Raw genomic sequence first — 23,016 nt, 5'->3', positions numbered from 1 at the left:
GGATTATACGTCCATCTCATGTCACTTCATTTTGATTTTGTATTAGCGATACATCTTGCAGGTACTGTTACACACATTGTCACCATATAATGCGAGCACATTCAGAATCAACATCACTGACGCAGCCGCCGCACAATTGCAGCGCGTACAAAGCTTCCGTAGACAACACCAGATACAAATCCTGCCAAATGGGCCGACCAAGCAACCATAACCAATGTCGGACCAGTGTAAGCAAATACGACCTGCAGCAACGCCCAAAACCCGATGAGGAAAGGAGCTGGAACCCGGATAAACTCCAGAAACAACCCTAACGGCAACACCACTCCCAACTTTGCTCCTGGAAACAATGCCAGGTAACTACCAATGAGCGCCGAAACGGCACCAGAAGCACCAATAATCACGTGATTCGGGCTACCGATGGTCAACACCGCAGCCAAATTGGCCAGTGCGCCACCAAGCAGAAACAGCAGCAGTAACCGCCACGACCCGAGGATACGTTCGGCTGGTAACCCAAAGATCAGCAGAAACACGAGATTACCCAACAAATGAGCCCAATCGGCATGGAGAAACAGGGCTGTAAACAGGCGCAGCGCACTGCCACCCTGCGAGGTAATCCACATGTCAGGCACATGAGAGAAGCCACCTGACAGCGCTCCCCAATCCAGCCACAGCGTACTGCGTTCTTGGCCTGGCCTACTGATCGACCACAGGAACGCGATCAATACAGCAAAAAAAAGCAATGGCACCGCCCAAAGCCAGGTTGGTCGATTGCGTGAAGGAATAGATACAAACATAGGTTGGCCCAATACCAACTCGGGAAAATCATTGATTCCGCATACGTACAGCCGCGTACTTTACAGCGATGGAGACATTATTGTTTAGCAAGGATCCGCATGTAGTTGCAGTACAGCATGACTCATCTATTGATAATGAGACTCAGGCATCTACTGCCTGACTCTAGCTAGATAGCACAATGGGCAGGTAAGGAACACCCGAGTAGACATCCTTCAACGAGGCAACACCGCATGATTAGACGTGTTTTCACCTTAGTCAACGTTACTACACTAACGCTAAGCATCACTGGTGTGCTCTACATCAGTAATGCGCACGCTGCTGCTTTCCAATTAAAGGAGAACAGCGCTAAAGCTCTGGGTCGGTCATTCGCAGGCGCGGCAAGCGCCCAAGACGACGCCGCCATCATTGTCAACAACCCTGCCGGCATGCGCCAACTCGACGGACGACAATTCCAGGCCGATCTGAGCACGGTCAGATTTTCCGCCGAATATCGTGGGAATCCAGGAATTTATCGCAATGGCAACCCAATCGGTGGCGGCAATGGTGGGGATGCCGGCATGGTGGCACTGCTGCCTGACTCCTATTTCCACATGCCTTTTGGCGATAACAACAACGTGCATTTAGGGGCAACTCTCAACGCACCATTCGGTTTCAGTACAAAATACGATCGCAACTGGACAGGACGCTATCACGGCATCTATAGCAAGTTACAGGCAATCGATCTAGGCATAGCCGTTTCCTATGACGTTAACCCGTACGTGTCGTTCGGCGGTGCAGTGTTTGCTGAACGCTTGAACGTGAACCTGAGTAATGCGATCGACTTCGGGAGCATTCTAAATGCGCGTCGCGTACCAAGCTTCTCCCCGGGTAGTGCCGATGGTTACTCACACATCGAAGGTCACGATACCAGCATGGGCTTCACACTGGGGGGGTTGTTCAGTCCCGATGAAAAGACCCATATTGGCTTCAGCTACCGATCTGAGGTTAAACACAACGCAAACAATGGAAATGCTCACTTTACTGTACCTGAGAACGCTGCTGCAGTGCTGGCGGTTGCTGCACCGGGAACATTCATCAATACAAAAATTAAGTCCACGATCCGCTTACCTGCCAGCGCAACAACCAGCTTCACTCATGCCATTGATGACCGATGGTCCATAATGGCTGAAGTCACTCGGACTGCCTGGAGCAAGTTAGACAAAATCACCATTCATTTCGCATCCTCTCAGCCCAAAAACGTACTGAATTTTTCCTATCGAGATACCACTTTTGTTGCTCTCGGGACCGAATATCGGTTCAACGACATGCTAACGCTGCGTGGTGGCTTGGCTTATGACCAGACGCCGACCACCGCCGAATATCGCAGCGTACGGGTGCCAGACAACAGCCGCACCTGGATCTCATTCGGTATGACTTGGAAACCATCAAAGCAAACCGATTACAACATCGGATATGCACATTTGTTTATCGGTCATCCGACTATCACACAAATCAGCGCAACAGGTAGCACCTTAGCCGGTGCTTACAACATCAATGCCGACTTACTTGCAACTTCGATCAACTACAAGTTCTGAGTAATGCGTATATACACCGCCCATTACTAACCTACCCCCAGAAGGTCAATCCACTAGACCGAATTCAATCGATTCAGAAACCCTCGGTAGCAAACCACACCTGCAACACCTATTCACCGAACGCCAAGGGATCCCTTGGCGTTCGGCATCACTGGTACCAACCACAACCAATATGACTCAATAGCCCGAAAAGCTTGTCACTGCAGCGCGAGTGCTGAAAAGCAGAATGCAAGCACCCGTTGTGTCGCCGTACCAAATGACGGAGGGATATCGTCTTCAGCCCCTCCCCCTGTAAGGTCTTTATTTCCCCCTCTCCTCAACAACAATAACTTCTCAGCGGAACACACGCACTTAACACATCAACACACATCAACGTAACGATAGTGTGTTATTCCGGCGGCTATAAGCAAGCATCAAGTATCCAAGTGCTTACATTCCACCTACATTCATTACCAATGCAGGATTGCCAGTTTCACACTCCTGGGCCTGGCATCATGTGAGGAGAGAGAAAAGCCGTAGCAGCGTGAAGAGACTTGGAAGGCAGACACTAAGGGCATTTCATGTCTGGCAGTCAAATTCAAGTAGAGTAATTGGCTTAGGCAATGGAATCTGCGAAGCCATCGTTTGCTCTACGCTGAAGGAAGAACGTTTAGGAATTCACCAGAAAAAGAGCTTGGATCACCCCCTCAGCACCACAAGCACCAGTCCCAGCTATAATCGGTCAACTACGCTTTATCAATGAACATTCAGGCGATGCTCAACCAAATCAAACAAGACGCTCAGGATCGCATGACAAAGAGCATTGACGCTCTACGCAACTCCCTGGCATCTGTACGTACTGGCCGGGCTTCGCCATCACTATTGGATGGCATCAAAATCAAGGCTTACGGTACCGATACACCATTGAATCAGGTCGCCAGCATCAGTGTCTCAGAAGGACGCTCATTGGTCATCACGGTGTTCGACAAAAATATGTCCAAGGACGTTGAGAAAGCAATTTATGCTTCCGACCTTGGCCTGACACCAACCGTTGTTGGCACATTGATCCGCCTCAACCTGCCACCACTCACTGAGGAGCGCCGTAAGGAACTCACAAAAGTCGTGCACAGCGAGGGAGAGGACACCAAAGTCGCAATCCGCAATATCCGCCGCGACGCCAATCAGCAGATTAAGGATATGCTAAAGAGCAAGGAAATCACTGAAGACGAAGTACGCCACGGTGAAGAAGACATCCAGAAGCTGACCGATAAAGCAATCAAAAGCGTGGATGAGGTAGTCAAGTCCAAAGAACAGGAATTGATGACGGTCTGAAGATGCAGATCAACACCATACCAGTCAATCCCACACTTCCCCGCCACATAGCCATCATCATGGATGGTAACGGGCGCTGGGCAGAACGCCGATCACGGCCGCGCACCACAGGCCATCGCGCCGGCGTAAAAGCAGCCATGCGCACCGTGGATTTCTGTCTGGAGAAGGGAATCAAGATGCTGACATTGTTCGCATTCTCCAGCGAAAATTGGAACCGGCCAGCCGATGAAGTCAACTTTTTGATGGAAATGTCAATCAAGTTATTTGGCCGCGGCATCGAAGAACTGCACCGACGCGGTGTACAAGTACGCTTTATAGGGGAACGTAAACGCTTTGATATCGCGCTCGTCGAACATATGACCAAGGCGGAACACCTGACAGCCAGCAACCAACGCTTAATACTGTCACTCGCCGTCAGCTACGGTGGACGCCAGGACATTACGATGGCTGCACGCGCTCTGGCCCAGGATGTGGCTGCCGGACGATTGAAACCAGAGCAGATTGATGAAGATTTGCTTGGACAACACATGGCGCTCGCTGATCTGCCGCCGCCCGACATGTTCATCCGCACCAGCGGTGTTATTCGAATTAGTAACTTCTTGCTGTGGCAGATCGCCTATACCGAGCTGTGGTTCACCGACGTGATGTGGCCAGAATTCAACTCGACCGTATTGCAGCAAGCGTTGGACGACTACGCCAGCCGGGAGCGTCGCTTCGGTCTAACAAATGCACAAATCGCCAGCCGGGGGAAAGGAAGCATACCCGCATGACCCGAACCCGTGTCATTGCCGCGCTGGTCATGGCACCCGTCGCAATGTGTTCGATCCTGTTTTTACCAACGGCCTGGTTAGCCTCATTGACAGCAATCATCTTCCTATGGGGCTTATGGGAATGGATGAAGCTGTCCCAGGTAGAGGACACCTTGGTACGCACCGTGCTGCTGACACTGAACCTGCTTCTCATGGTGTTATTGGTTTGGGTTTCAGCTCACTCACTGGTGCTGTTTCAGATTGCCACGCTCATTGGTATCGCCTGGTGGATCCTAGCATTGTTATGGCTACGCTTCCTCGGATTTTGTGCCGACCCTAACCAACGCACCGCAAAGATAGTCAAAGTCACCGCAGGCACGTTAGCGGTGATTCCAGCGTGGTCTGCACTGGTCCTACTCCACTCAGGTGATAAGCCTGGCTCAACATTTCCAGAGAGCTTACATGCCCACCTGTGGCTGCTAACGGCTCAGATAATGATATGGGCCGCTGACTCCGGAGCGTATTTTTCTGGTCGCCTCTTTGGTAAACACAAACTGGCACCGCAGATCAGTCCCAACAAAACTGTAGAAGGCCTCCTCGGCGGCATACTCACTGGATTGGCAGTAGCGGCTGGTTTTGGTCTATTGAATGGCGTAACCATGGCCCAGTTCCCATCACTATTGCTCGTTTCATTCGTGGCAATCTTGGCTTCGGTGATCGGCGATTTGTTCGAAAGCCTGCTTAAGCGCCACGCCGGCATCAAAGATTCCGGCAGTATGATTCCAGGCCACGGTGGCGTTCTCGATCGTATCGATAGCACGCTCGCCGCACTCCCCGTGTTCGCACTGGGAAAAGACATCTTCGGTTTCTGAGCATGACTAAACCGATCCGCAACGTCGCCGTACTCGGTGCCACTGGCTCAATTGGGGCAGCAGCACTGGATGTGCTCGCACGCCACCCCAGACAGTTCCACGTAAGCCTGCTAGCCGCTGGCCAGCGCGTCGATGCACTGTTGGCATTGTGCCGCACGTATCGTCCGGACCATGCGGTGATCGGCGATGCAACGCTCTACACCACTCTTCGCGACGGCCTGAATGCCGCTGGTTTAGCCACCAAAGCGTACGCTGGAGAAGCAGCATTAGCAGAACTAGTCGCCAGCACCACATGCGATACCGTAGTGGCAGCAATCGTCGGAGCAGCGGGCCTCCATTCGACACTGGCGGCAGCACGCGCCGGAAAACGTCTGTTGCTGGCGAACAAAGAATCGCTGGTCCTGGCCGGAATGCTGCTGATGCGTGAGGCCAGCATCAGTGGCGCGGAGATCATACCGATCGATAGCGAACACAACGCAATTTTTCAGTGCCTGCGTTCGCGTACTACAGATGGCGTGCATCGGGTCACTTTGACTGCTTCTGGCGGTCCATTTCGTGGCCACAACCGCACGATGCTAGCCAAGATCACTCCCACTCAAGCAATGGCCCACCCAACGTGGTCGATGGGACCAAAGATATCGGTAGATTCGGCTACACTGATGAACAAGGGCTTGGAAGTCATTGAGGCCCACCATTTGTTCGGGCTACCTAGCGAACAGATTGATGTACTAGTGCATCCACAAAGTTTGGTGCACTCTCTGGTGGAGTTTATTGATGGTTCGACGCTCGCTCAGTTAAGCCTGCCAGACATGCGTACCACCCTGGCAGTTGGCCTCGCCTGGCCAGAGCGAATCGGTTCCGGGGTGCAGGGTTTGGACTTGATGAAGCACAACAGGTTGGACTTTGAGCATCCGGATACCGAAACGTTTTCCTGTCTGCGTCTGGCACGAGACGCCATGCAGACTGGCGGCACGGCGCCTGCGGTGCTAAATGCTGCCAATGAAATCGCTGTTTCAGCGTTTCTTCAGGGGCGCATCGGTTTCCTAACAATTCCAGCACTGATAGAACACGCACTGACTACACTTCCTCGTTACGAGGCAGACACTTTGGAGACTCTACTGACCGTGGACACAGAAACCCGCCGCATCACACACGCAGCACTCACCCATTTCCCACTCCCTCTCTAATATCACAAACATCAATACAAAATCTTATGGGTGATTTCTTAGCATCTATCTGGTGGATGATCGTCAGCTTCAGTGTCCTGGTTACGTTCCACGAATTCGGGCATTACTGGGTCGCACGCCGCTGCGGCGTCAAAGTTCTACGCTTCTCAATCGGCTTCGGCACGCCGCTTTGGTCACGCCGCAGTAGCTCAGGTACCGAATTTGTGATCGGCGCAATCCCACTGGGTGGATACGTGAAGATGCTGGATGAACGCGAGGCTGATGTAACAGTCGCGGAACGCAACCAAGCATTCAACCGTAAATCGGTATGGCAGCGTATCGCAATCGTCGCCGCCGGACCGCTCGCCAACCTATTGCTATGCATGCTGCTGCTATGGGTACTGTTCGTGATCGGAAAGCAAGATTATTCAGCAACTGTGGGCCGTGCCGAACACCTTGCTGCACAAGCCGGTATCCATCCTGGAGATCGCATCACAGCCATTGATGGTCGTCAGGTCACCAGCTGGAGCGAAGCCAGCATGCTACTGACGGCCGCAGCCATGGATAGGCAGAATGCCGTTTTAAGCGTTATCGGACCTTACGGCGAGCGCAGCGAGCACACCTTAGAATTATCAAAGCTAAAACAACCTTTTGATGAAAGGCACGTGACCGCACTGGTTGGCATAAACTGGCAATTCATGTTGCAGCCACCCATCATTGCGAAAATCGAACCTGGTTCAATCGCCGAAGGCGCCATAAAACCAGGGGATATCGTCCTTGCCGTAGATGGACAACAGACCCTTTCCACCGAAGACCTATACAACCAAATTCAGAAACTGGGCCGCGATGGACATCCGGGAATGATAGAGATCAGGCGTGGTGAAGAACGCTTGGCGCTAGAACTCAGCCCTCGGAAGTCAGCACAGGGAGTCTGGTTACTCGGTGTAAAGACTAATCCCGGACCGGTGCCAGCTTTCGACAGTCAACAACGCTATGGTGTACTTGCAGCTGTACCGCTGGCAATCCGCGAGACCGCTCGGATGACCGCCGATTCATTGGGAATGATGAAACGGATCATCACTGGCCAAGCATCGGCAAAAAATATCTCTGGCCCAATCAGCATCGCCAAGATCGCCAATGCATCAGCCAAACGAGGAGTAGGATGGTTCATCTATTTTCTGTCGTTGCTATCACTCAGCTTAGCGATTATCAACCTGTTTCCAATACCAATATTGGATGGGGGGCACCTACTGTATTACGCTATCGAACTACTCAAAGGCAGCCCACTTAGCACACGTGCCATGGCCGCAGGCCAATACATCGGTTTAGCGCTACTCGCCGGACTGATGGGGCTAGCGTTCTACAACGATCTGCTCGGCTGAAGAACCGCTATGTGAGGTGAGACTGTGTTTAAGCGAAACTGTCGTCGTCATGCGTCGGCACCCTGTAACCCAAGTTATCGACACCAATCGGATTTAACATGACGCGATTTTACACCCGCCATTTACTTACCCTAACCATTGCTGCCAATTTCGGCTTACCTGTCTTGACACAGGCCGCCGAATCCTTCGTTGCAAACGATATACGCGTCGACGGCCTACAGCGCATCGCATCGGGAACGGTCTTTACCTACCTACCGGTTAACCGGGGAGACACTGTGGATGACGCTAAAGTTGCTGATGCAATCCGTGCACTGTACCGCACCGGTTTTTTTGAAAACGTTCGGATAGACCGCCAAGGTAATATATTGGTCGTCAAAGTCAAAGAACGCCCGGCAATTAATAAGCTGACCATCACAGGAAATAAGGACATCAAGTCCGAAGAACTCCTCAAGGGCCTATCTGAGATCGGACTGAGCGAAGGAGGTACCTTCGACCGGCTCAGCCTGGACCGCGTTACCCAAGAGCTGAAACGCCAGTACAACAATCGCGGTAAATACAACGTTCAGATGACAACAACGACCACTCCATTGGATCGTAACCGTGTGGATGTAACAATCGCGATTAAAGAAGGCAAGGCTGCCAAAATCCGGCACATCAATCTGATCGGCACTGAAAAATTCAATAACAAAGATGTCATGAGTGCCTGGGAATCCAAGGAACACAACTGGGCTTCCTGGTACCGCCGTGACGACCAATACTCTAAGGAAAAGCTGTCTGGAGACCTTGAGAAGCTGAACTCCTGGTACTTGGATCGTGGCTACGTCGATTTCAATATTGACTCAACTCAAGTGTCGATCAGCCCCGAAAAGCACAACATGTTCATTACTGCCGGCGTCACAGAAGGCGATCAATACAAGATCTCCTCCATCAAGGTAACAGGCAACACAGTATTACCTCAGGAAAAAATCGAAAAGCTAGTCATCCCCAAGACAGGTGACATTTTCTCGCGCGTTCTGCTGGAATACAGCTCGGCAGCGATCATTAATACGCTGAGCAATATCGGCTACGCATTTTCCAAGGTCAACCCAATCCCAACAGCCAACCGCGCTGACCGTACCGTCGCCGTCAACTTGCACGTTATCCCTGGGCCTCGCGTCACCGTGCGTCAGATCCTGTTCAAAGGTAATACCCGCACCTCCGATGAAGTACTACGTCGTGAAATGCGTCAGTTCGAAAACAGTTGGTACTCGCAAGCAGCGATTGACCGCTCCAAGATACGCCTGCAACGCCTGGGCTACTTCGAAGCCGTGGACGTAGAGAGCACACCAGTTCCAGGAAGCAACGACCAAGTGGATATCGTCTATACCGTCAAAGAGACTACCTCGGGTAGCTTCCAGGTCGGCCTGGGTTACTCGAAAACCTATGGTGTCACCACTTCAGTACAGTTATCGCAGAACAATTTCCTTGGTAGTGGCAACCGCGTGTCCGTAGATGCTTCACGCAGCAGATACCAAGATCGCTATTCGTTCTCCTACACCAACCCGTTTTTCACCGACAATGGCGTCTCACTAGGCTATAACTTGGCCTACCAAAAATTAGACTACTCAGACTTCAACGCTGCGCAATACAACAGCAAGCGTATGTCAGGACAAACCATCTTTGGAATCCCGATTACAGAGAACGACACTGTCTCTTGGGTCATCGGTGCAGATAGCAACCAAATCACGACCTTCCCAGGTTCCACGCCAAAAGCAATTATTGACTACATCGACGCAGTCGGACAGCGTACCTTCCGCGCTTGGCGCACCGAGCTGGGCTGGGCACGTGACACTCGCAACGACTACTTCATGCCAAATCTTGGTATGTATCAGCGCATTGGCGCAGAAGTGACACTACCCGGCTCAACGATCAAGTACTACAAAATCAATTACCAGATCTCGAAATACTGGCCAATTATCCCGGCGTTAGTACTCAACACGCGCCTTGAAGTAGGCTACGGAGACGACTACGGAAAGAGTCACACTCGGATCCTTCCTGACGGGACTGTGGCCACTGCTTCCGGATTGCCTTTCTTCGAAAATTTCTACGCCGGTGGCACCAACTCGGTACGAGGCTTCAGAGATAACACCCTAGGACCGCGCTCGGAAGTGACCGCACTGTACAATCAAGGCCAACCATTGGGTGGTTCCTTCAAGACCGTTGGATCAACTGAAATGTACTTCCCAAAACTTTTCGACAGCCCATCGGCACGTATCTCGGCTTTCCTTGACGTCGGCAACGTCTTCAATGGCGTAAAGAACTTTACAACAAACGAATTACGTGCCTCCAGCGGCGTAGCGCTGCTATGGCGTGCCCCCATTGGCCCGATCTCTATCAGCTATGCATTTCCTATAAAGAAGAAAAACGACGACGAGATTGAGCGACTGCAATTCACCTTCGGCGGCCAATTCTAACTGCAAAATAGCAGGAACCTTCTTGTACTCCTAATACATCCGGCGAAGCATCCAGCCGCTTTAAAAACACAGGGTTTGCTCCCCCCAAGCACTACAATGCGCGCGGGGGCAGCATTCCGTCTGATTCACTGCCGCATGAGTGGTTATTCTTCGGACAGTCACCAGACATTAAAATTTTCAGCGTAAACATGCCAATCTTTACTGCTCAAGAGCTCGCCGAACGCTTTAACCTGCAACTGTTTGGGGACGGCAACATCCGTATCCACGGTGTCGCCACACTCACACAAGCAAGTCCGGAACAACTTAGCTTCCTCGCTAATCCACGCTACCTCACACAGCTACCCAATAGTCGCGCGGGCGTCATTGTGCTGCATGCCGACGATGTCAAAGCAGCCTCTGGTGCAGTACTGATCGCCAAAGACCCTTACGTCACTTTCGCCAAGATCGCCACACTATTCGACATAAAACCAGCGCGTGAAGCAGGCATCCATCCTCTAGCAACCGTCGATCCAAGCGCGCATGTCTCACCAACCGCGCATGTCGGCGCATTTGTCAGCATTGGCGCACGCAGCAGCATCGGCGCAAGCTGCATCATAGGAACCGGTAGTATCATCGGCGATGATTGCACCATTGATGACGGCAGTGAACTCATTGCACGTGTCACGTTGATCTCCAGAGTACGCTTGGGTAAACGGGTACGCATTCACCCTGGTGCAGTGCTGGGTGGTGAAGGCTTCGGACTTGCAATGGAAAGCGGACACTGGATCAAAATACCGCAGTTAGGTGGCGTTGTGATCGGCGATGATTGCGAGATAGGCGCCAACAGCTGCATCGACCGCGGTGCACTTGACGACACTGTATTGGAAGAGGATGTGCATATCGACAATTTAGTGCAAATCGCACACAACTGCCGGATTGGAGCACATACCGCAATCGCCGGCTGTACAGGCATTGCTGGTAGCGCGAAAATTGGCCGCTACTGTCTGCTTGGCGGCCACGTTGGCGTCGTTGGTCACCTCCAGATCTGTGACAACGTCGTGATCACCGGCAAATCGGTCGTACGTAACTCAATTCACACCCCCGGCGAGTACTCATCAGGTACTCCATTGACCGACAATCGTACTTGGCGCAAAAACGCTGTACGGTTTAAACAGCTGGATATGCTGGTGCGCCGCATGATGGCCGTCAGTAAGGAGAAAGCATGAGCGATTCACCCACTACCGCTCACACTCGTCTGGAATTACCAATCGATATCATTAGAATCCAAGCATTGCTGCCACACCGCTATCCCTTTCTATTGGTCGACCGAATACTGGAACTAGACCAGAAGCAAAAGCGTATCGTTGCTCAGAAAAATGTGTCCATCAACGAACCATTCTTTCAAGGACATTTCCCTGAACATCCAGTCATGCCAGGCGTTCTTATCATTGAAGCACTTGCGCAAGCCGGCGGCGTGATGACCCAACTAAACCTTAGCCATAATGGGCATTCCAGCCTCTTGTTTTATATGGTTAGAGTCGACAATGCCCGCTTCAACAAACAGGTGGTGCCCGGCGACATCCTGATCCTGGATATGACGATGAAACGACGGATCCGCAATATGGGCTGCTACTACGGCGAAGCGCGGGTTAACGGCGAAGTCGTCGCTTGCGCTGATATCATGTGTGCTGGTGTCAAGTCTTAAGCGCCCAGTATGGAAGCAGTGATGAATAAGCATGCGTCCTTGATCCACCCAACCGCAGTGATCGCTCCATCGGCCACGTTAGCCCCAGACGTACAGATTGGTGCCTTTACATTGATCGGTAACGACGTGCAAATAGACACAGGTACGATCATCGGATCACATTGCACTATTCACGGTCCCACCAGGATCGGGCGTAATAACCGATTCATTGGTCAAGCCGCGATTGGCGGCGAACCACAAGACAAAAAGTTCGCAGGCGAGCGCACCGAACTACTGATCGGCGATAACAACACCATCCGCGAATTCGTCACTATCAACCGTGGCACTGGCGGTGGTGGTGGTGTCACATCAATTGGCAATGACAACTGGATACTGGCGTATACCCATATCGCTCACGACTGCCACGTCGGTCACCACTGTGTATTCTCCAACAACGCCTCGCTGGCTGGTCACGTCACCGTCGGTGACTGGGTGATCTTCAGTGGCTTCTCTGGCGCACATCAATTTTGCCGAATCGGAAGATATGCCTTCATCGGCATGGGAACATTGATTAATGGCGACGTACCACCGTTCACCTTAATTGGTAGCGATACCCTTGGTCGTCCAAGGGGCATCAATAATGAAGGATTGAAACGGCGCAACTTCACTCCAGAACGCATCACCGCCATCAAACGCGCTTATCGCACCTTATACGTAGCCGGACTACCACTGGCTGAAGCAAAACAGCAACTCGCTGAACAAGCCAAAGACAACGACGACATCAAAGAACTCCTCCAATTCATCGAGACAGCGCAAAGGCCGCTACTACGATGAGCTCAACCTCAAAGCAGAAGATACCCACCGATACCCCGTTACCGCACACCAAACTGACTTACCACGGCACCTTGACATGATCCAAGCGCCCCGCATCGCAATCATCGCGGGTGAAGCATCAGGTGACCACCTTGGCGCTGGATTAATCCAACAACTGCGCTTGCACTTCGCTACCGCAGAATTCATCGGCATCGGCGGGGACATGATGCGCTCGGCGGGCTGCCAGACTTGGTTTGACACAAGCGAACTCGCGGTTATGGGCCTGACCGAAGTACTACGGCATCTACCACGTCTTTTAAAGATACGTCGCGAATTCTGCAAACGCGCACTAGCTTGGCATCCGGACGTATTGATCGGTATTGACGCACCAGACTTCAACCTTACAGTAGAACGCTGGTTCAAACAGCGTCACATCCGCACCGTTCATTACGTCAGTCCCTCGATATGGGCTTGGCGTGAAAAACGTGCCGCGAAAATTGGTGCCAGCGTCGACCGCGTCCTCTGTCTCTTCCCAATGGAACCACCTATTTACGCACGCTACGGCATTGATGCACGCTTTGTCGGCCATCCAATGGCCGATGAGATTCCCTATCAAACCGACCGTGCCACAGCGCGAACTGCATTGGGCCTGCCCCTCCTCAGCCCAGTGCTTGCAGTCCTTCCAGGCAGCCGCCATAGCGAAATTAGCCAACTTGGCAACACCTTCTTAGAAGCCGCCGGACAATTGTCTGAACATCTACCAGGGCTACATGTCGTCATCCCAGCTGCAAACACACAATGCAAACCACTGCTAGCCGAACAACTCTCGCGCTCCACCTTACCCGTCATGCACTCACACCTACTGGATAGTAGCGCTCGTACTGCAATGTTGGCCGCAGACGTGGTCCTGGTGGCCTCTGGTACAGCGACCCTCGAAGCCATGCTGCTCAAACGCCCAATGGTCGTCGCTTACAAAGTCGCACCACTCACCTATCGCATTGTCAAAACACTGAAACTACTAAAAATCAATCGTTTTGCCCTGCCCAACATCCTCGCAGGAGAAGACCTTGTACCGGAACTGATACAGAAGGATTGCACCGCACCGGCCCTCTGCGCAGCACTGCTAGACTGCTTCAAACATCCCCAGAAAGTCACCGCACTACAAAACCGTTATCTGCAATTACACACACAACTACGCCGCAACGCATCGACACGCGCAGCCGAAGCAATCGCCGAACTATTACAACAGAGATAGACTGCAACACTCGGGGACACTGCACCACGAATCAGCACCACACACAGCAGGTAACAATGGTCTCCAAGTTTGATACACAACATCTCCTCAATAGCAACACGGCACTTGTCGCTGGCGTCGACGAAGCCGGACGTGGCCCCCTCGCCGGACCAGTCGTCGTTGCAGCAGTCGTATTCGATCCCTCACAACCACACATCAACGGCCTTAACGATTCCAAACAATTGTCCCCTGCCTGCCGTGAACGTCTCTACGCTCACATCGTTGAGCGCGCCTTGGCCTATAAAGTAGTCATGATCGACAGCACACAGATCGATACACTGAATATTTACCAAGCCACCATGCTCGGTATGCGCTTAGCGGTAGAAGGCGTCGCTCACGTTGCGAAATCCGCGAGAATTGATGGCAACCGTCTCCCTAAAAACCTCCCCTGCCCGGCTGAAGCTCTAGTCGGCGGTGACGCACGTGATCCCACAATCATGGCCGCTTCCATACTGGCCAAAGTCACCCGCGATCGCCATATGGTTGAACTGCATCTGCAATATCCACATTACGGCTTCGACAAACACAAAGGGTACGGAACACCGGCACACCTGGCCGCTTTAGCAGAGCATGGCCCATGTCTAGAGCACCGCCAAAGCTTCGCTCCTGTGCGCAGAATGCTGACCCCTAAAGCCATCCATGCAAGACAATCAGCACATCAACACAATGAGAACTCACCTACTAAAGCAGCCTTTAACATGCTCATAGAACGCGATGATTGAGAGCAACATCGAATAACAAGTAACTCTTCCGAAGTCACTGAAGATCACAGTGAATGCTTTCCGAGCACATAACAGACTTGCATTCCCCCACACATTCAACCGAATAAGAACACCCCAAAAACACCAACACCAATTCCACATTTCAAACCCATTACATCACCATCAGACAACAAACCTCCACAGCTACCACAACCAGCACCAAATCTGGAACCACCTATCAAACGCGTGGATGTACAAAAAATTGTCCAACTTACAAACCGAGATGACATCCAGACTTCACTACCAAACACCACTACTGACTGAGTGATAAAACCCACTCCTTCCCAGAACACTCCACTCGATCACACACACCATCAAACCACGTCCCAATTGCACGCCTGCAACACACACATCGAAAAAAGTACCCACGCAACCCACCGCACAGCCCGTGAATGCCAAATACTGCCATCACCCTTTAGACAATGCCCCGATATTTGTATCCCATACTGAACACCAAAATCCAACGCCACGCCAAAATAGCTATCAGTAAACAACGCATCTCAGCAACTAAACCCAATAAACAATGCTGCGTGACGAATAACACCCAACTGACATTACAAACAGATGTATTCACCAACACAGTGTTACGCATTAAGCAAACACATACTATTCAAACAGATACAGTGCCTTCGCCCATCACAATCCTGCCCCTTTGACCTGATGCACAGCAACCCGGTCCCCACTCACCATCATTGACAACATCGAACGTCAACGATTGAAAAAAAACAGCAACGTGCATCCTGGAGATCACCCTCCCAGCGACGCTTCACTAAACATCATGCCTGTGTGTACACACCTATCCATTCGCCTTTGAAAAAGCTGACACACATTCCCCACTATTTTCATCAACACACATCAGCCAACAACGCCAACAACGCCTCGCGTGGCAACTTACCAGTCTCATTACGTGGCAACGCATCGACCTTGCGTAGACGACGCGGCAGAAAAAGCGGATCAATTTTTGTACGCAACATTTTTTGAATATGCACCTCATGCAACGTCGGCGCGACCACCACCGCAGCAATGCGCCCCACCGTCTGATCAGCCTCAAGCGGCATCTGCACCAACACACCATCCACCACACCAGGAATGGCCAATAGACACCGATTCAACTCACCCAACGAAGCACGCTTACCGGCGATCTCCAACAAATCGGCCTGACGCCCAAGCACCTCAAAACGACCATCCTCGTACACATCCACAAAATCAGCGATAGCCATCGGCGCGGGAAGATGACGGGCATACACCCAAGTCACATCAGCATTGACCTCAATACTCACCCCATCAAACCGTGTCCATGCTTGTTCATACACTGTACGGCGCACCGCAAAAGTACAGGTTTCAGTAGAACCAAATACCTCCCGTAATTCACAGCCAAAGCAAGCCTCAGCGGCAACCGCCAAATCATGTGCCAGTGGCGCAGTCGCCGAAACAATACCGGCAACCTCCGGAAAACGCAGACCCGATTGAACCAACACACGCAGATGTACCGGTGTCGTCACCAACAAACGAGGTGCTGGTACCTCAGCCAAAGCTTGCGCAACGTCTTCAGGAAAAAATGGCCGACCAGCATGCACCGCCACTGGCGCCAGCAACGGCAACAACACCGAAAACTCCATACCATACATATGCTGCGACGGCACTGTGGCGACGATCGTTGGAACCTGAGAGCCCCACAAACTATGAAATGCAGCCCAATCCTGCTCCGTACTGGTCACCAAACTACCCCAGGTTTTGAGATTGGATGTAGGCACCCCAGTACTTCCAGAAGTAAAACCAATCGCAACCACAGCATCTTCCAAAAGACTAGGTATCGCACCATCTAATTCCGGAAAGATCTCGGGCAAGTGCCAATAACGCAACGCCTCCATAGATAACTCTCGATCACCCAAACAGTAACTATCTGGATAAGCCGCATAAATCTCAGCAACCACTCCCGGAGCACGTGAAGACGGTAAAAGAGAAACCTGGCCACGTAATGCACACGCATAGAACGCCAACAAAAAGTGGTAACGATCCTCACACAAATTCACCACATAGCGCCCACTAGGAAGTTGAGCAGCCAAACCACGGACCTGAGCTAAAAAACGCCCCAGGGTAATAGGCTTCCCATGTACCCATACCAGTGGCCGATGAAGCGAACCGACACCCATCGGAAGAGACCCGACACCTGAAGAGGGAAAAGAGGGAAAAGCAACAAGCGACATAGCGTAGAGATAGCAGTCAAGGAAATCATCCCCATGCAGCCATACCGACCAGGGCTAGCACATCGGCACAAGGACAAGGCCTGCGACTCTACGGTAACGATATGCAATACATTCTGAGCAACGTTTCGATACATACAGCACACAAACACAGTGCACCAGATGAAATCAAAAGAATCTATCCACTAAAGCATCAAAACATACGATGCACTCTGCATGACCTTCACTTGATCGCTCTTAACGCTGCTGTGTTTCAACCACACATGCCCTCACACACTGTTGAATCAAAGAAAACGATCAATAAACCGCAACAATAACGATATGCCTCACCATGAAACGAATCCAAGAAAGCGATCATACCCAGTCTTTAGCAGCGGATAATTGTTTCAATGCACGCTGAAATAGAACTGAACGAAACACGTCCAGCAGCAAAGACATTCACCAAGTCAATATAAAAGTGATACCACTGAATCGATAACGGAAAAATAAAACATCACGCAACGAAAAAACACATTGATATTCCTTTTGAATTAAAAAATCCTTCCTAACTTTCTATAAATAATGACTCTGAAAAAAATACATTCATTGGTGAACACATAGAACATTCTAAAAATTCATTCATAACTTCCTGACTCGAAAAATAACGAGAGGCTGCGAAATTCAAAAAAATAATTCCGATTATAAACCACTGAATCACTGCATATATTTCAAAGAAACTCATTTCGCAGCCACACTCCAAAACTGGGTATCCAAGAAAAAATGAATATCCCATTAAAGAGATAACACAACATCCTATCTACGTTGTCATTCGCATCATGTTCCAATCCACACTCAATGAATTTCAGAGTACATATAAACCAAAATACTCAACGACAGCGTACAACTGATCTTGATGCAACACTAAATTGTGATTGATATAAGAAAGAATAATGTAACAGCACCATCACACCGTGACATTGAACGATATAATCCCGACTCCCTGATGCAGGGCGCTACAACCTCCTTCACGTCTTACCGATAGCCAGGCCCGAGCGGAATTTTACCGTTCTACAGCGCCAGGAAACGTGCAGACCTTCCGCCTATCTGCCCATAACTGATATCCCGCCATGAACACCCACCCCCAAACATCACCAAATACTCACTACAAAATCGCAGACATTTCCTTGGCCGACTGGGGCCGCAAAGAAATCGACATTGCCGAGCACGAAATGCCGGGACTCATGTCCATTCGCCGCAAATATGCCAGCAAACAACCACTCAAAGGCGTACGCGTGACCGGCTCGCTTCATATGACCATCCAGACAGCCGTACTGATCGAGACACTAAAAGATATCGGTGCCGATGTACGCTGGGCCTCGTGCAACATTTTTTCCACTCAAGATCATGCCGCTGCTGCGATCGCCACCAGCGGCACACCCGTGTTCGCCTGGAAGGGAGAGACATTAGAGGAATACTGGGATTGCACCCTGCAAGCACTCACCTTCACCCTGGCGGATGGCACACTGACCGGCCCAGAATTGATTGTGGATGATGGCGGCGACGCTACCCTCCTCATCCACAAAGGCTATGAATTAGAGAACGGATCAACCTGGGTCGATGAACCCAGCGACTCACTTGAAGAACAGGTGATTAAACGCCTGCTCAAACGCATCGCCATTGAGCGCCCCGGCTACTGGACCCGAGTCGTCAACGACTGGAAGGGCGTGTCTGAAGAAACCACCACAGGTGTACACCGTCTGTACCAAATCGCTGCAACCGGCAGGCTGCTCGTACCTGCAATCAACGTCAATGATTCGGTCACTAAAAGTAAATTCGACAACCTATATGGTTGCCGCGAATCGCTGGCTGATGGTTTGAAGCGTGCAATGGACGTGATGTTGGCCGGTAAATTAGCGGTGGTATGCGGCTATGGCGATGTTGGCAAAGGGTCGGCACATAGTTTGCGCGCCTACGGTGCCCGCGTGATTGTGACCGAAATCGATCCAATCTGTGCGTTACAAGCCGCGATGGAGGGTTTTGAAGTCACAACGGTTGAGGACACACTCGGTCAGGCTGACATCTATGTCACCACCACAGGTAACAAAGATGTCATCCGGATCGAACACATGACCGCAATGAAAGACCAAGTGATCGTCTGCAACATCGGCCACTTTGACAATGAAATTCAAGTCGATGCACTCAATGCCCTGACTGGGGTACAAAAAATCAATATCAAACCGCAGGTGGATAAATTCATATTACCCAACGGCAATACACTCTTTCTTCTTGCAGAAGGACGCCTCGTCAACCTGGGCTGCGCAACGGGTCATCCCAGCTTCGTCATGTCTAACAGCTTCGCCAATCAAACTCTGGCGCAGATTGATCTGTGGCAAAACAAAGACGTTTACGAAAAAAATGTTTACCGCTTGCCAAAAAAATTGGATGAAGAAGTCGCACGCCTTCATCTGGAGAAAATCGGCGTGAAACTCACCACACTCACGGCTAACCAAGCCGCCTATTTAGGCATATCAGTAGAAGGACCATTCAAACCTGAGCACTATCGGTATTGAACACACCCCGAAAACACCAGAAGTATTTAGCACACACCGACAATAGCAATTGCTATAGAAAACATGCCCGTCGGCTAACACAAGCAGACGACGGGCATGCGGCACTTCAGAACTTCATCCCAAGCTCGAATGTGACGGTACGTGGAACATAGTTGATATCGCCGATCCGATTGATGGTGATGTCCGGTTGCAATCGCCCATCACTGCCAAAGCTGTTATAGACATAAGATGCGTAATTCTTGAAATTAAACGCATTGAGCAGATTCACACGGGCCGATAGCTTGAAATCGTTAAACACTGTGAACTCTTTACTGGCCTGGAAATCCACCGTGCGATACCCCCAAATGTTGCCTCCCACCAGGAACTTTCCGCTGGACGGTGGAATAACTCCCACCTGCTGGCAATTCGCACCATCTGGATCAATCTGACCGTAACAAGCAATCGTATTGATCGGGGTGGGGGTGGCCAGCACCACCTTGGCGCCAAAGGTCATCCCCCACAACCCATCCATCGAACCGGAAACAACCAAACGGTGCGCGGCAACCGCATCGGACTTGACGAACGGATACTCATAGATCGTTGCCTTGTCGAAAGCAAATGGTTCATCAATGGTGCGATTTTGACGCGCACTGGTGTGCGTATAGGCCACATTGACTCCCCAACCGGATTCCTTGCTATAAGGCTTCTCAACAGACAACAGCACTTGGCTACTACGCTGCTTCAAACCATTCATGCCGAGAATCGTGTTTTTGTGACCAGGGACCGACTGATCCCATGGCGCGTTACCTTCAGCATCAAAATACCGACCATCTGGATAGCGGTTGACAAGCGACATCGCAAGGCCGTCATTGCTCAATACACGCTGAAACGTCACATCAGTCAACCAACCACCTATCTTATTGCTGATACCGATGCTGTATTGGTCGCTGTAAGGGGTCTTCAGCTTATTGTTGAAGATAAACAGTTCACCGCTGCCACTGACCCCAGCAATGGCATTTAATTGATCAATGCCATTGAGATATTTCGGATCCCAAGGCACACAAAGCCGATCAGAGTGATAACACGTATGGGTGGCTGGATCTTGGAAATACACGGCAACCGGCGACAACGCCGCTTTACTAGTCTCATAAGCCATTTGTTCGAATAGATTACGATCATACGAACGCCCAGCACCACCGTGCATCACCGCCGCTTCATCACCATAAATGTCATAAGAGAAACCAAAGCGTGGTGCCCACCCCTTATTGAAGTTATGACGGTTGTGACCATTACTGATGTAATCAGCAACGTTGATACCGCTAGGCAGTAATCGATTCGCCCACGGGTGACCTGGATTCTCCGGATCATCGGCATATAGTGCGGCAACAAATGCCTGCGAAGTGACAAAATTGGTATAAGCCGGATTGTCCTCGTAATCCCAACGCAACCCCAAATTCAGCGTCAATTTCTGGTTGACGTTCCAATCATCCTGAAGATAAAGGCCATACTGCTTGGCCCTGGTTTCCACCAGCGCCTTCTGCCCAGGCGTCGCATAGGGTGAGTAGAAATCAACGCGGTATGGCGTTGTGGCCACTCCACTGGAACTCACCGCATAACTGAATTGAGGGTTCAACGATGCCGCATCTTGTGATTGCAGCGTAATGTTCTTATAGCTGACACCCATTTTAATAGTGTGGTCACCATTCCACTTAACACTGGTGAACGTTAGATCGTTCTGCAAGGACCAGCCATCTTGATGGCGGCGCTGCATACTTGAGCCACCATCAGGGCCTATGGAAAGGAACGTGTATTCGCCAATATTGGGATCGGTTTCGTCCAGATACACGTAGTTAAACCCATTACCGATACTCATCGGATTCGGATTGTTCCTAGCATTTTCCCGGGTAAAGATCAGCTCATTGGACCAAGCATCAGCACTACGCTGCCAACGCAAGCTGCCGCGTTTGTCTTTATTGATCTTATTGAGGCCATGATCGGCGGCATTCTGGCCACCGATATTATCGATTTGAGTTTCATCGCGATACTGCACACTCAATTCCAAACGGTCATCACCGGTTGGCTCAAAATCGATCTTGCCGAAAAATAGATCCTCGTTAAATGGCAAATTGACAGGGCCGTACTGTTGCGACAGATAAGAAGGCAGAAAATGCACATAAGGTGCAGCACGTGCATCGGCCTGGACACTACGTGGTACCACATTGTCCTTGCCTTCATAGGCAAAGAAAAAATGCATACGGTCGCGAATGATCGGCCCGCCGAGCGCAAAACCATATTCTTTGGTCTGTGAATCAACCTTGGTCTCACCCTCATCTGGCCGCCGGTCACGCAGACTTTGATTGGTGTAACGATAGAATGTTTCACCGTGGAATTCATTGGTCCCTGATTTTGTCGCCGCTGTGACCGCCGCGCCACCGATCTGACCATATTCGGCTTTGTAGTTGGAAGTGATGATTTTGTATTCGCCAATCGCTAGTTGCGGGAACGGACTCCCCTGGCTGTCGTTCTGCCCCGAAATCCCCCCTTTGGCAACGTAGCTCTTCTGCCCAACACCGTCGATATACAAATTACTGGCGCTACTATTAGACGCACCGGCGCGTAGTGTGGTGCGTCCCTGAGGATCAATATTGAACGCCATACCTGGCACGGTATCGGCAAACTCCAGGAAGTTACGCGTCGCCTGCGGTAGTTGCTGGATCTGACGTAAGGCGATTGTATTGCCGATCTCGGACGTTTTGACCTCACGGATCGCCTGTCCAGTCACTTGGACCGCATCCAAAGTCTTCGCATCGCCACTGATGGGAACACCAGCATCCAAATTGACTGTCACACTAGAAGCCACGCTCAACGTGACTGTGCGGGAAACGCCACCAACGCTGATCGTGTACTGCCCAGGAGGAAGACCGGTCATCCCGTAAGTCCCATCGGATAAGAGCGTAGTTCGGCGCACCAAACCAGTGGCGGTGTTGGTGACTAAAACCACAGCCCCCGCCTGCGCCCGGCTCACCTGACCACGCAGAGTGGCATTACTGCTCTGCGCGAATGCATTCGGCAGTGCCAAGTACAGACAAACAGCGAATGCATAACACAGCAAACGGCGTATCTGCAATAACTGGCTGGAGCAGGATTTCTTCATCTTGACTCTCTCCCAAGGGCAACGAGTATTACGTGCAAGAAATGGATCAGCTATCGTTCGGATGTACACTTCATTTAAGGATGTAAGGATGCCAAAGCTCAATTAACACCATATGCGCGCATGAAATTTGAAGCACAGATAAGCAGTTTCTAGATGATTGGCATGAAAACAAGCAAGGAACGGAACAGACGTATCTGACAGATGTTCCATGGAAACATGCATCAAACGTCCCTTGAGGTCCAAACACACTGACATGCATCGTCGTTCGCACCGTTTTGACATCATTTGATCCACACA

Annotated in this window: 16 protein-coding genes; 13 read left to right on the top strand and 3 right to left on the bottom strand. The window is 51.0% G+C overall.

All coding sequences use genetic code 11. The features are described from left to right. Positions 1–113 precede the first annotated feature (113 nt). A complete protein-coding gene (locus F7G16_RS01745) occupies positions 114–794 on the bottom strand; it encodes a rhomboid family intramembrane serine protease (protein WP_004089316.1) in 681 nt (226 codons plus the stop codon). 234 nt (positions 795–1,028) lie between these two features. On the opposite strand from F7G16_RS01745, the gene F7G16_RS01740 reads away from it, so the two are divergent. The 12 genes from F7G16_RS01740 to F7G16_RS01685 all read left to right on the top strand — a co-directional run bounded on the left by F7G16_RS01740 (position 1,029) and on the right by F7G16_RS01685 (position 14,794). Further along, positions 1,029–2,369 (top strand): outer membrane protein transport protein, encoded by a 1,341-nt coding sequence (locus F7G16_RS01740; RefSeq protein ID WP_370447385.1) that lies wholly within the window; start codon positions 1,029–1,031, stop codon positions 2,367–2,369. 753 nt (positions 2,370–3,122) lie between these two features. After that, entirely contained in the window at positions 3,123–3,680 is a 558-nt protein-coding gene (gene frr, locus F7G16_RS01735; RefSeq protein WP_004089320.1) for a ribosome recycling factor, read from the top strand. 2 nt (positions 3,681–3,682) lie between these two features. Further along, positions 3,683–4,450, top strand: coding sequence for a polyprenyl diphosphate synthase (gene uppS / locus F7G16_RS01730; RefSeq protein ID WP_011097592.1), 768 nt, complete (start codon positions 3,683–3,685; stop codon positions 4,448–4,450). After that, positions 4,447–5,301 (top strand): phosphatidate cytidylyltransferase, encoded by an 855-nt coding sequence (locus F7G16_RS01725; protein WP_004089324.1) that lies wholly within the window; start codon positions 4,447–4,449, stop codon positions 5,299–5,301. The genes uppS and F7G16_RS01725 overlap by 4 nt, the downstream gene beginning before the upstream one ends. A gap of 2 nt (positions 5,302–5,303) precedes the next feature. Beyond that, positions 5,304–6,488 carry a 1-deoxy-D-xylulose-5-phosphate reductoisomerase gene (gene dxr, locus F7G16_RS01720; RefSeq protein ID WP_004089326.1) on the top strand — a complete coding sequence of 395 codons (1,185 nt, stop codon included), beginning with the start codon at positions 5,304–5,306 and terminating at the stop codon, positions 6,486–6,488. Positions 6,489–6,514: 26 nt separating this feature from the next. Beyond that, complete coding sequence (gene rseP, locus F7G16_RS01715) at positions 6,515–7,849, top strand: RIP metalloprotease RseP (protein ID WP_004089328.1); 1,335 nt, start codon at positions 6,515–6,517, stop codon at positions 7,847–7,849. A 98-nt stretch (positions 7,850–7,947) separates the two neighbouring features. Next, positions 7,948–10,302 (top strand): outer membrane protein assembly factor BamA, encoded by a 2,355-nt coding sequence (gene bamA, locus F7G16_RS01710; protein WP_004089330.1) that lies wholly within the window; start codon positions 7,948–7,950, stop codon positions 10,300–10,302. A gap of 188 nt (positions 10,303–10,490) precedes the next feature. Next, positions 10,491–11,507 carry a UDP-3-O-(3-hydroxymyristoyl)glucosamine N-acyltransferase gene (gene lpxD / locus F7G16_RS01705; RefSeq protein WP_004089333.1) on the top strand — a complete coding sequence of 339 codons (1,017 nt, stop codon included), beginning with the start codon at positions 10,491–10,493 and terminating at the stop codon, positions 11,505–11,507. Next, complete coding sequence (fabZ, locus tag F7G16_RS01700) at positions 11,504–11,986, top strand: 3-hydroxyacyl-ACP dehydratase FabZ (protein ID WP_004089335.1); 483 nt, start codon at positions 11,504–11,506, stop codon at positions 11,984–11,986. Before lpxD ends, fabZ begins: the two co-directional genes overlap by 4 nt. A gap of 21 nt (positions 11,987–12,007) precedes the next feature. Then, positions 12,008–12,799, top strand: a complete 792-nt coding sequence (gene lpxA / locus F7G16_RS01695) for an acyl-ACP--UDP-N-acetylglucosamine O-acyltransferase (protein WP_011097591.1) — start codon at positions 12,008–12,010, stop codon at positions 12,797–12,799. Positions 12,800–12,875: 76 nt separating this feature from the next. Beyond that, positions 12,876–14,033: a lipid-A-disaccharide synthase gene (gene lpxB / locus F7G16_RS01690; protein ID WP_004089337.1), complete on the top strand. Its 1,158-nt coding sequence runs from the start codon at positions 12,876–12,878 to the stop codon at positions 14,031–14,033. 56 nt (positions 14,034–14,089) lie between these two features. Then, positions 14,090–14,794 carry a ribonuclease HII gene (locus F7G16_RS01685; protein WP_004089339.1) on the top strand — a complete coding sequence of 235 codons (705 nt, stop codon included), beginning with the start codon at positions 14,090–14,092 and terminating at the stop codon, positions 14,792–14,794. 884 nt (positions 14,795–15,678) lie between these two features. Here F7G16_RS01685 and F7G16_RS01680 read toward each other — a convergent pair. Next, positions 15,679–17,040 (bottom strand): AMP-binding protein, encoded by a 1,362-nt coding sequence (locus tag F7G16_RS01680; protein ID WP_011097590.1) that lies wholly within the window; start codon positions 17,038–17,040, stop codon positions 15,679–15,681. Between the two features lie 1,103 nt (positions 17,041–18,143). Between F7G16_RS01680 and ahcY the strand changes: the two genes are divergently transcribed. Continuing rightward, a complete protein-coding gene (gene ahcY / locus F7G16_RS01675; RefSeq protein WP_004089347.1) occupies positions 18,144–19,586 on the top strand; it encodes an adenosylhomocysteinase in 1,443 nt (480 codons plus the stop codon). A 106-nt stretch (positions 19,587–19,692) separates the two neighbouring features. Here ahcY and F7G16_RS01670 read toward each other — a convergent pair whose 3' ends face one another. After that, positions 19,693–22,719, bottom strand: a complete 3,027-nt coding sequence (locus F7G16_RS01670; RefSeq protein WP_004089349.1) for a TonB-dependent receptor — start codon at positions 22,717–22,719, stop codon at positions 19,693–19,695. Between the last annotated feature and the right edge of the window lie 297 nt (positions 22,720–23,016).

The organism is Xylella fastidiosa (assembly GCF_011801475.1).
Classification (GTDB): domain Bacteria; phylum Pseudomonadota; class Gammaproteobacteria; order Xanthomonadales; family Xanthomonadaceae; genus Xylella; species Xylella fastidiosa.
Note: the sequence above shows the minus strand (reverse complement) of the source record. Positions and strands in the feature narration are given on the sequence as shown.

Excerpts from the sequence above, each read along its gene's own strand:
- rseP (WP_004089328.1), top strand. The coding sequence starts at position 6,515 with ATGGGTGATTTCTTAGCATCTATCTGGTGGATGATCGTCAGCTTCAGT.
- F7G16_RS01725 (WP_004089324.1), top strand. The coding sequence starts at position 4,447 with ATGACCCGAACCCGTGTCATTGCCGCGCTGGTCATGGCACCCGTCGCA.
- uppS (WP_011097592.1), top strand. The coding sequence starts at position 3,683 with ATGCAGATCAACACCATACCAGTCAATCCCACACTTCCCCGCCACATA.
- F7G16_RS01670 (WP_004089349.1), bottom strand. The coding sequence starts at position 22,719 with ATGAAGAAATCCTGCTCCAGCCAGTTATTGCAGATACGCCGTTTGCTG.
- F7G16_RS01685 (WP_004089339.1), top strand. The coding sequence starts at position 14,090 with ATGGTCTCCAAGTTTGATACACAACATCTCCTCAATAGCAACACGGCA.
- lpxB (WP_004089337.1), top strand. The coding sequence starts at position 12,876 with ATGATCCAAGCGCCCCGCATCGCAATCATCGCGGGTGAAGCATCAGGT.
- frr (WP_004089320.1), top strand. The coding sequence starts at position 3,123 with ATGCTCAACCAAATCAAACAAGACGCTCAGGATCGCATGACAAAGAGC.
- dxr (WP_004089326.1), top strand. The coding sequence starts at position 5,304 with ATGACTAAACCGATCCGCAACGTCGCCGTACTCGGTGCCACTGGCTCA.
- F7G16_RS01745 (WP_004089316.1), bottom strand. The coding sequence starts at position 794 with ATGTTTGTATCTATTCCTTCACGCAATCGACCAACCTGGCTTTGGGCG.
- ahcY (WP_004089347.1), top strand. The coding sequence starts at position 18,144 with ATGAACACCCACCCCCAAACATCACCAAATACTCACTACAAAATCGCA.
- lpxA (WP_011097591.1), top strand. The coding sequence starts at position 12,008 with ATGAATAAGCATGCGTCCTTGATCCACCCAACCGCAGTGATCGCTCCA.
- bamA (WP_004089330.1), top strand. The coding sequence starts at position 7,948 with ATGACGCGATTTTACACCCGCCATTTACTTACCCTAACCATTGCTGCC.
- F7G16_RS01680 (WP_011097590.1), bottom strand. The coding sequence starts at position 17,040 with ATGTCGCTTGTTGCTTTTCCCTCTTTTCCCTCTTCAGGTGTCGGGTCT.
- fabZ (WP_004089335.1), top strand. The coding sequence starts at position 11,504 with ATGAGCGATTCACCCACTACCGCTCACACTCGTCTGGAATTACCAATC.
- lpxD (WP_004089333.1), top strand. The coding sequence starts at position 10,491 with ATGCCAATCTTTACTGCTCAAGAGCTCGCCGAACGCTTTAACCTGCAA.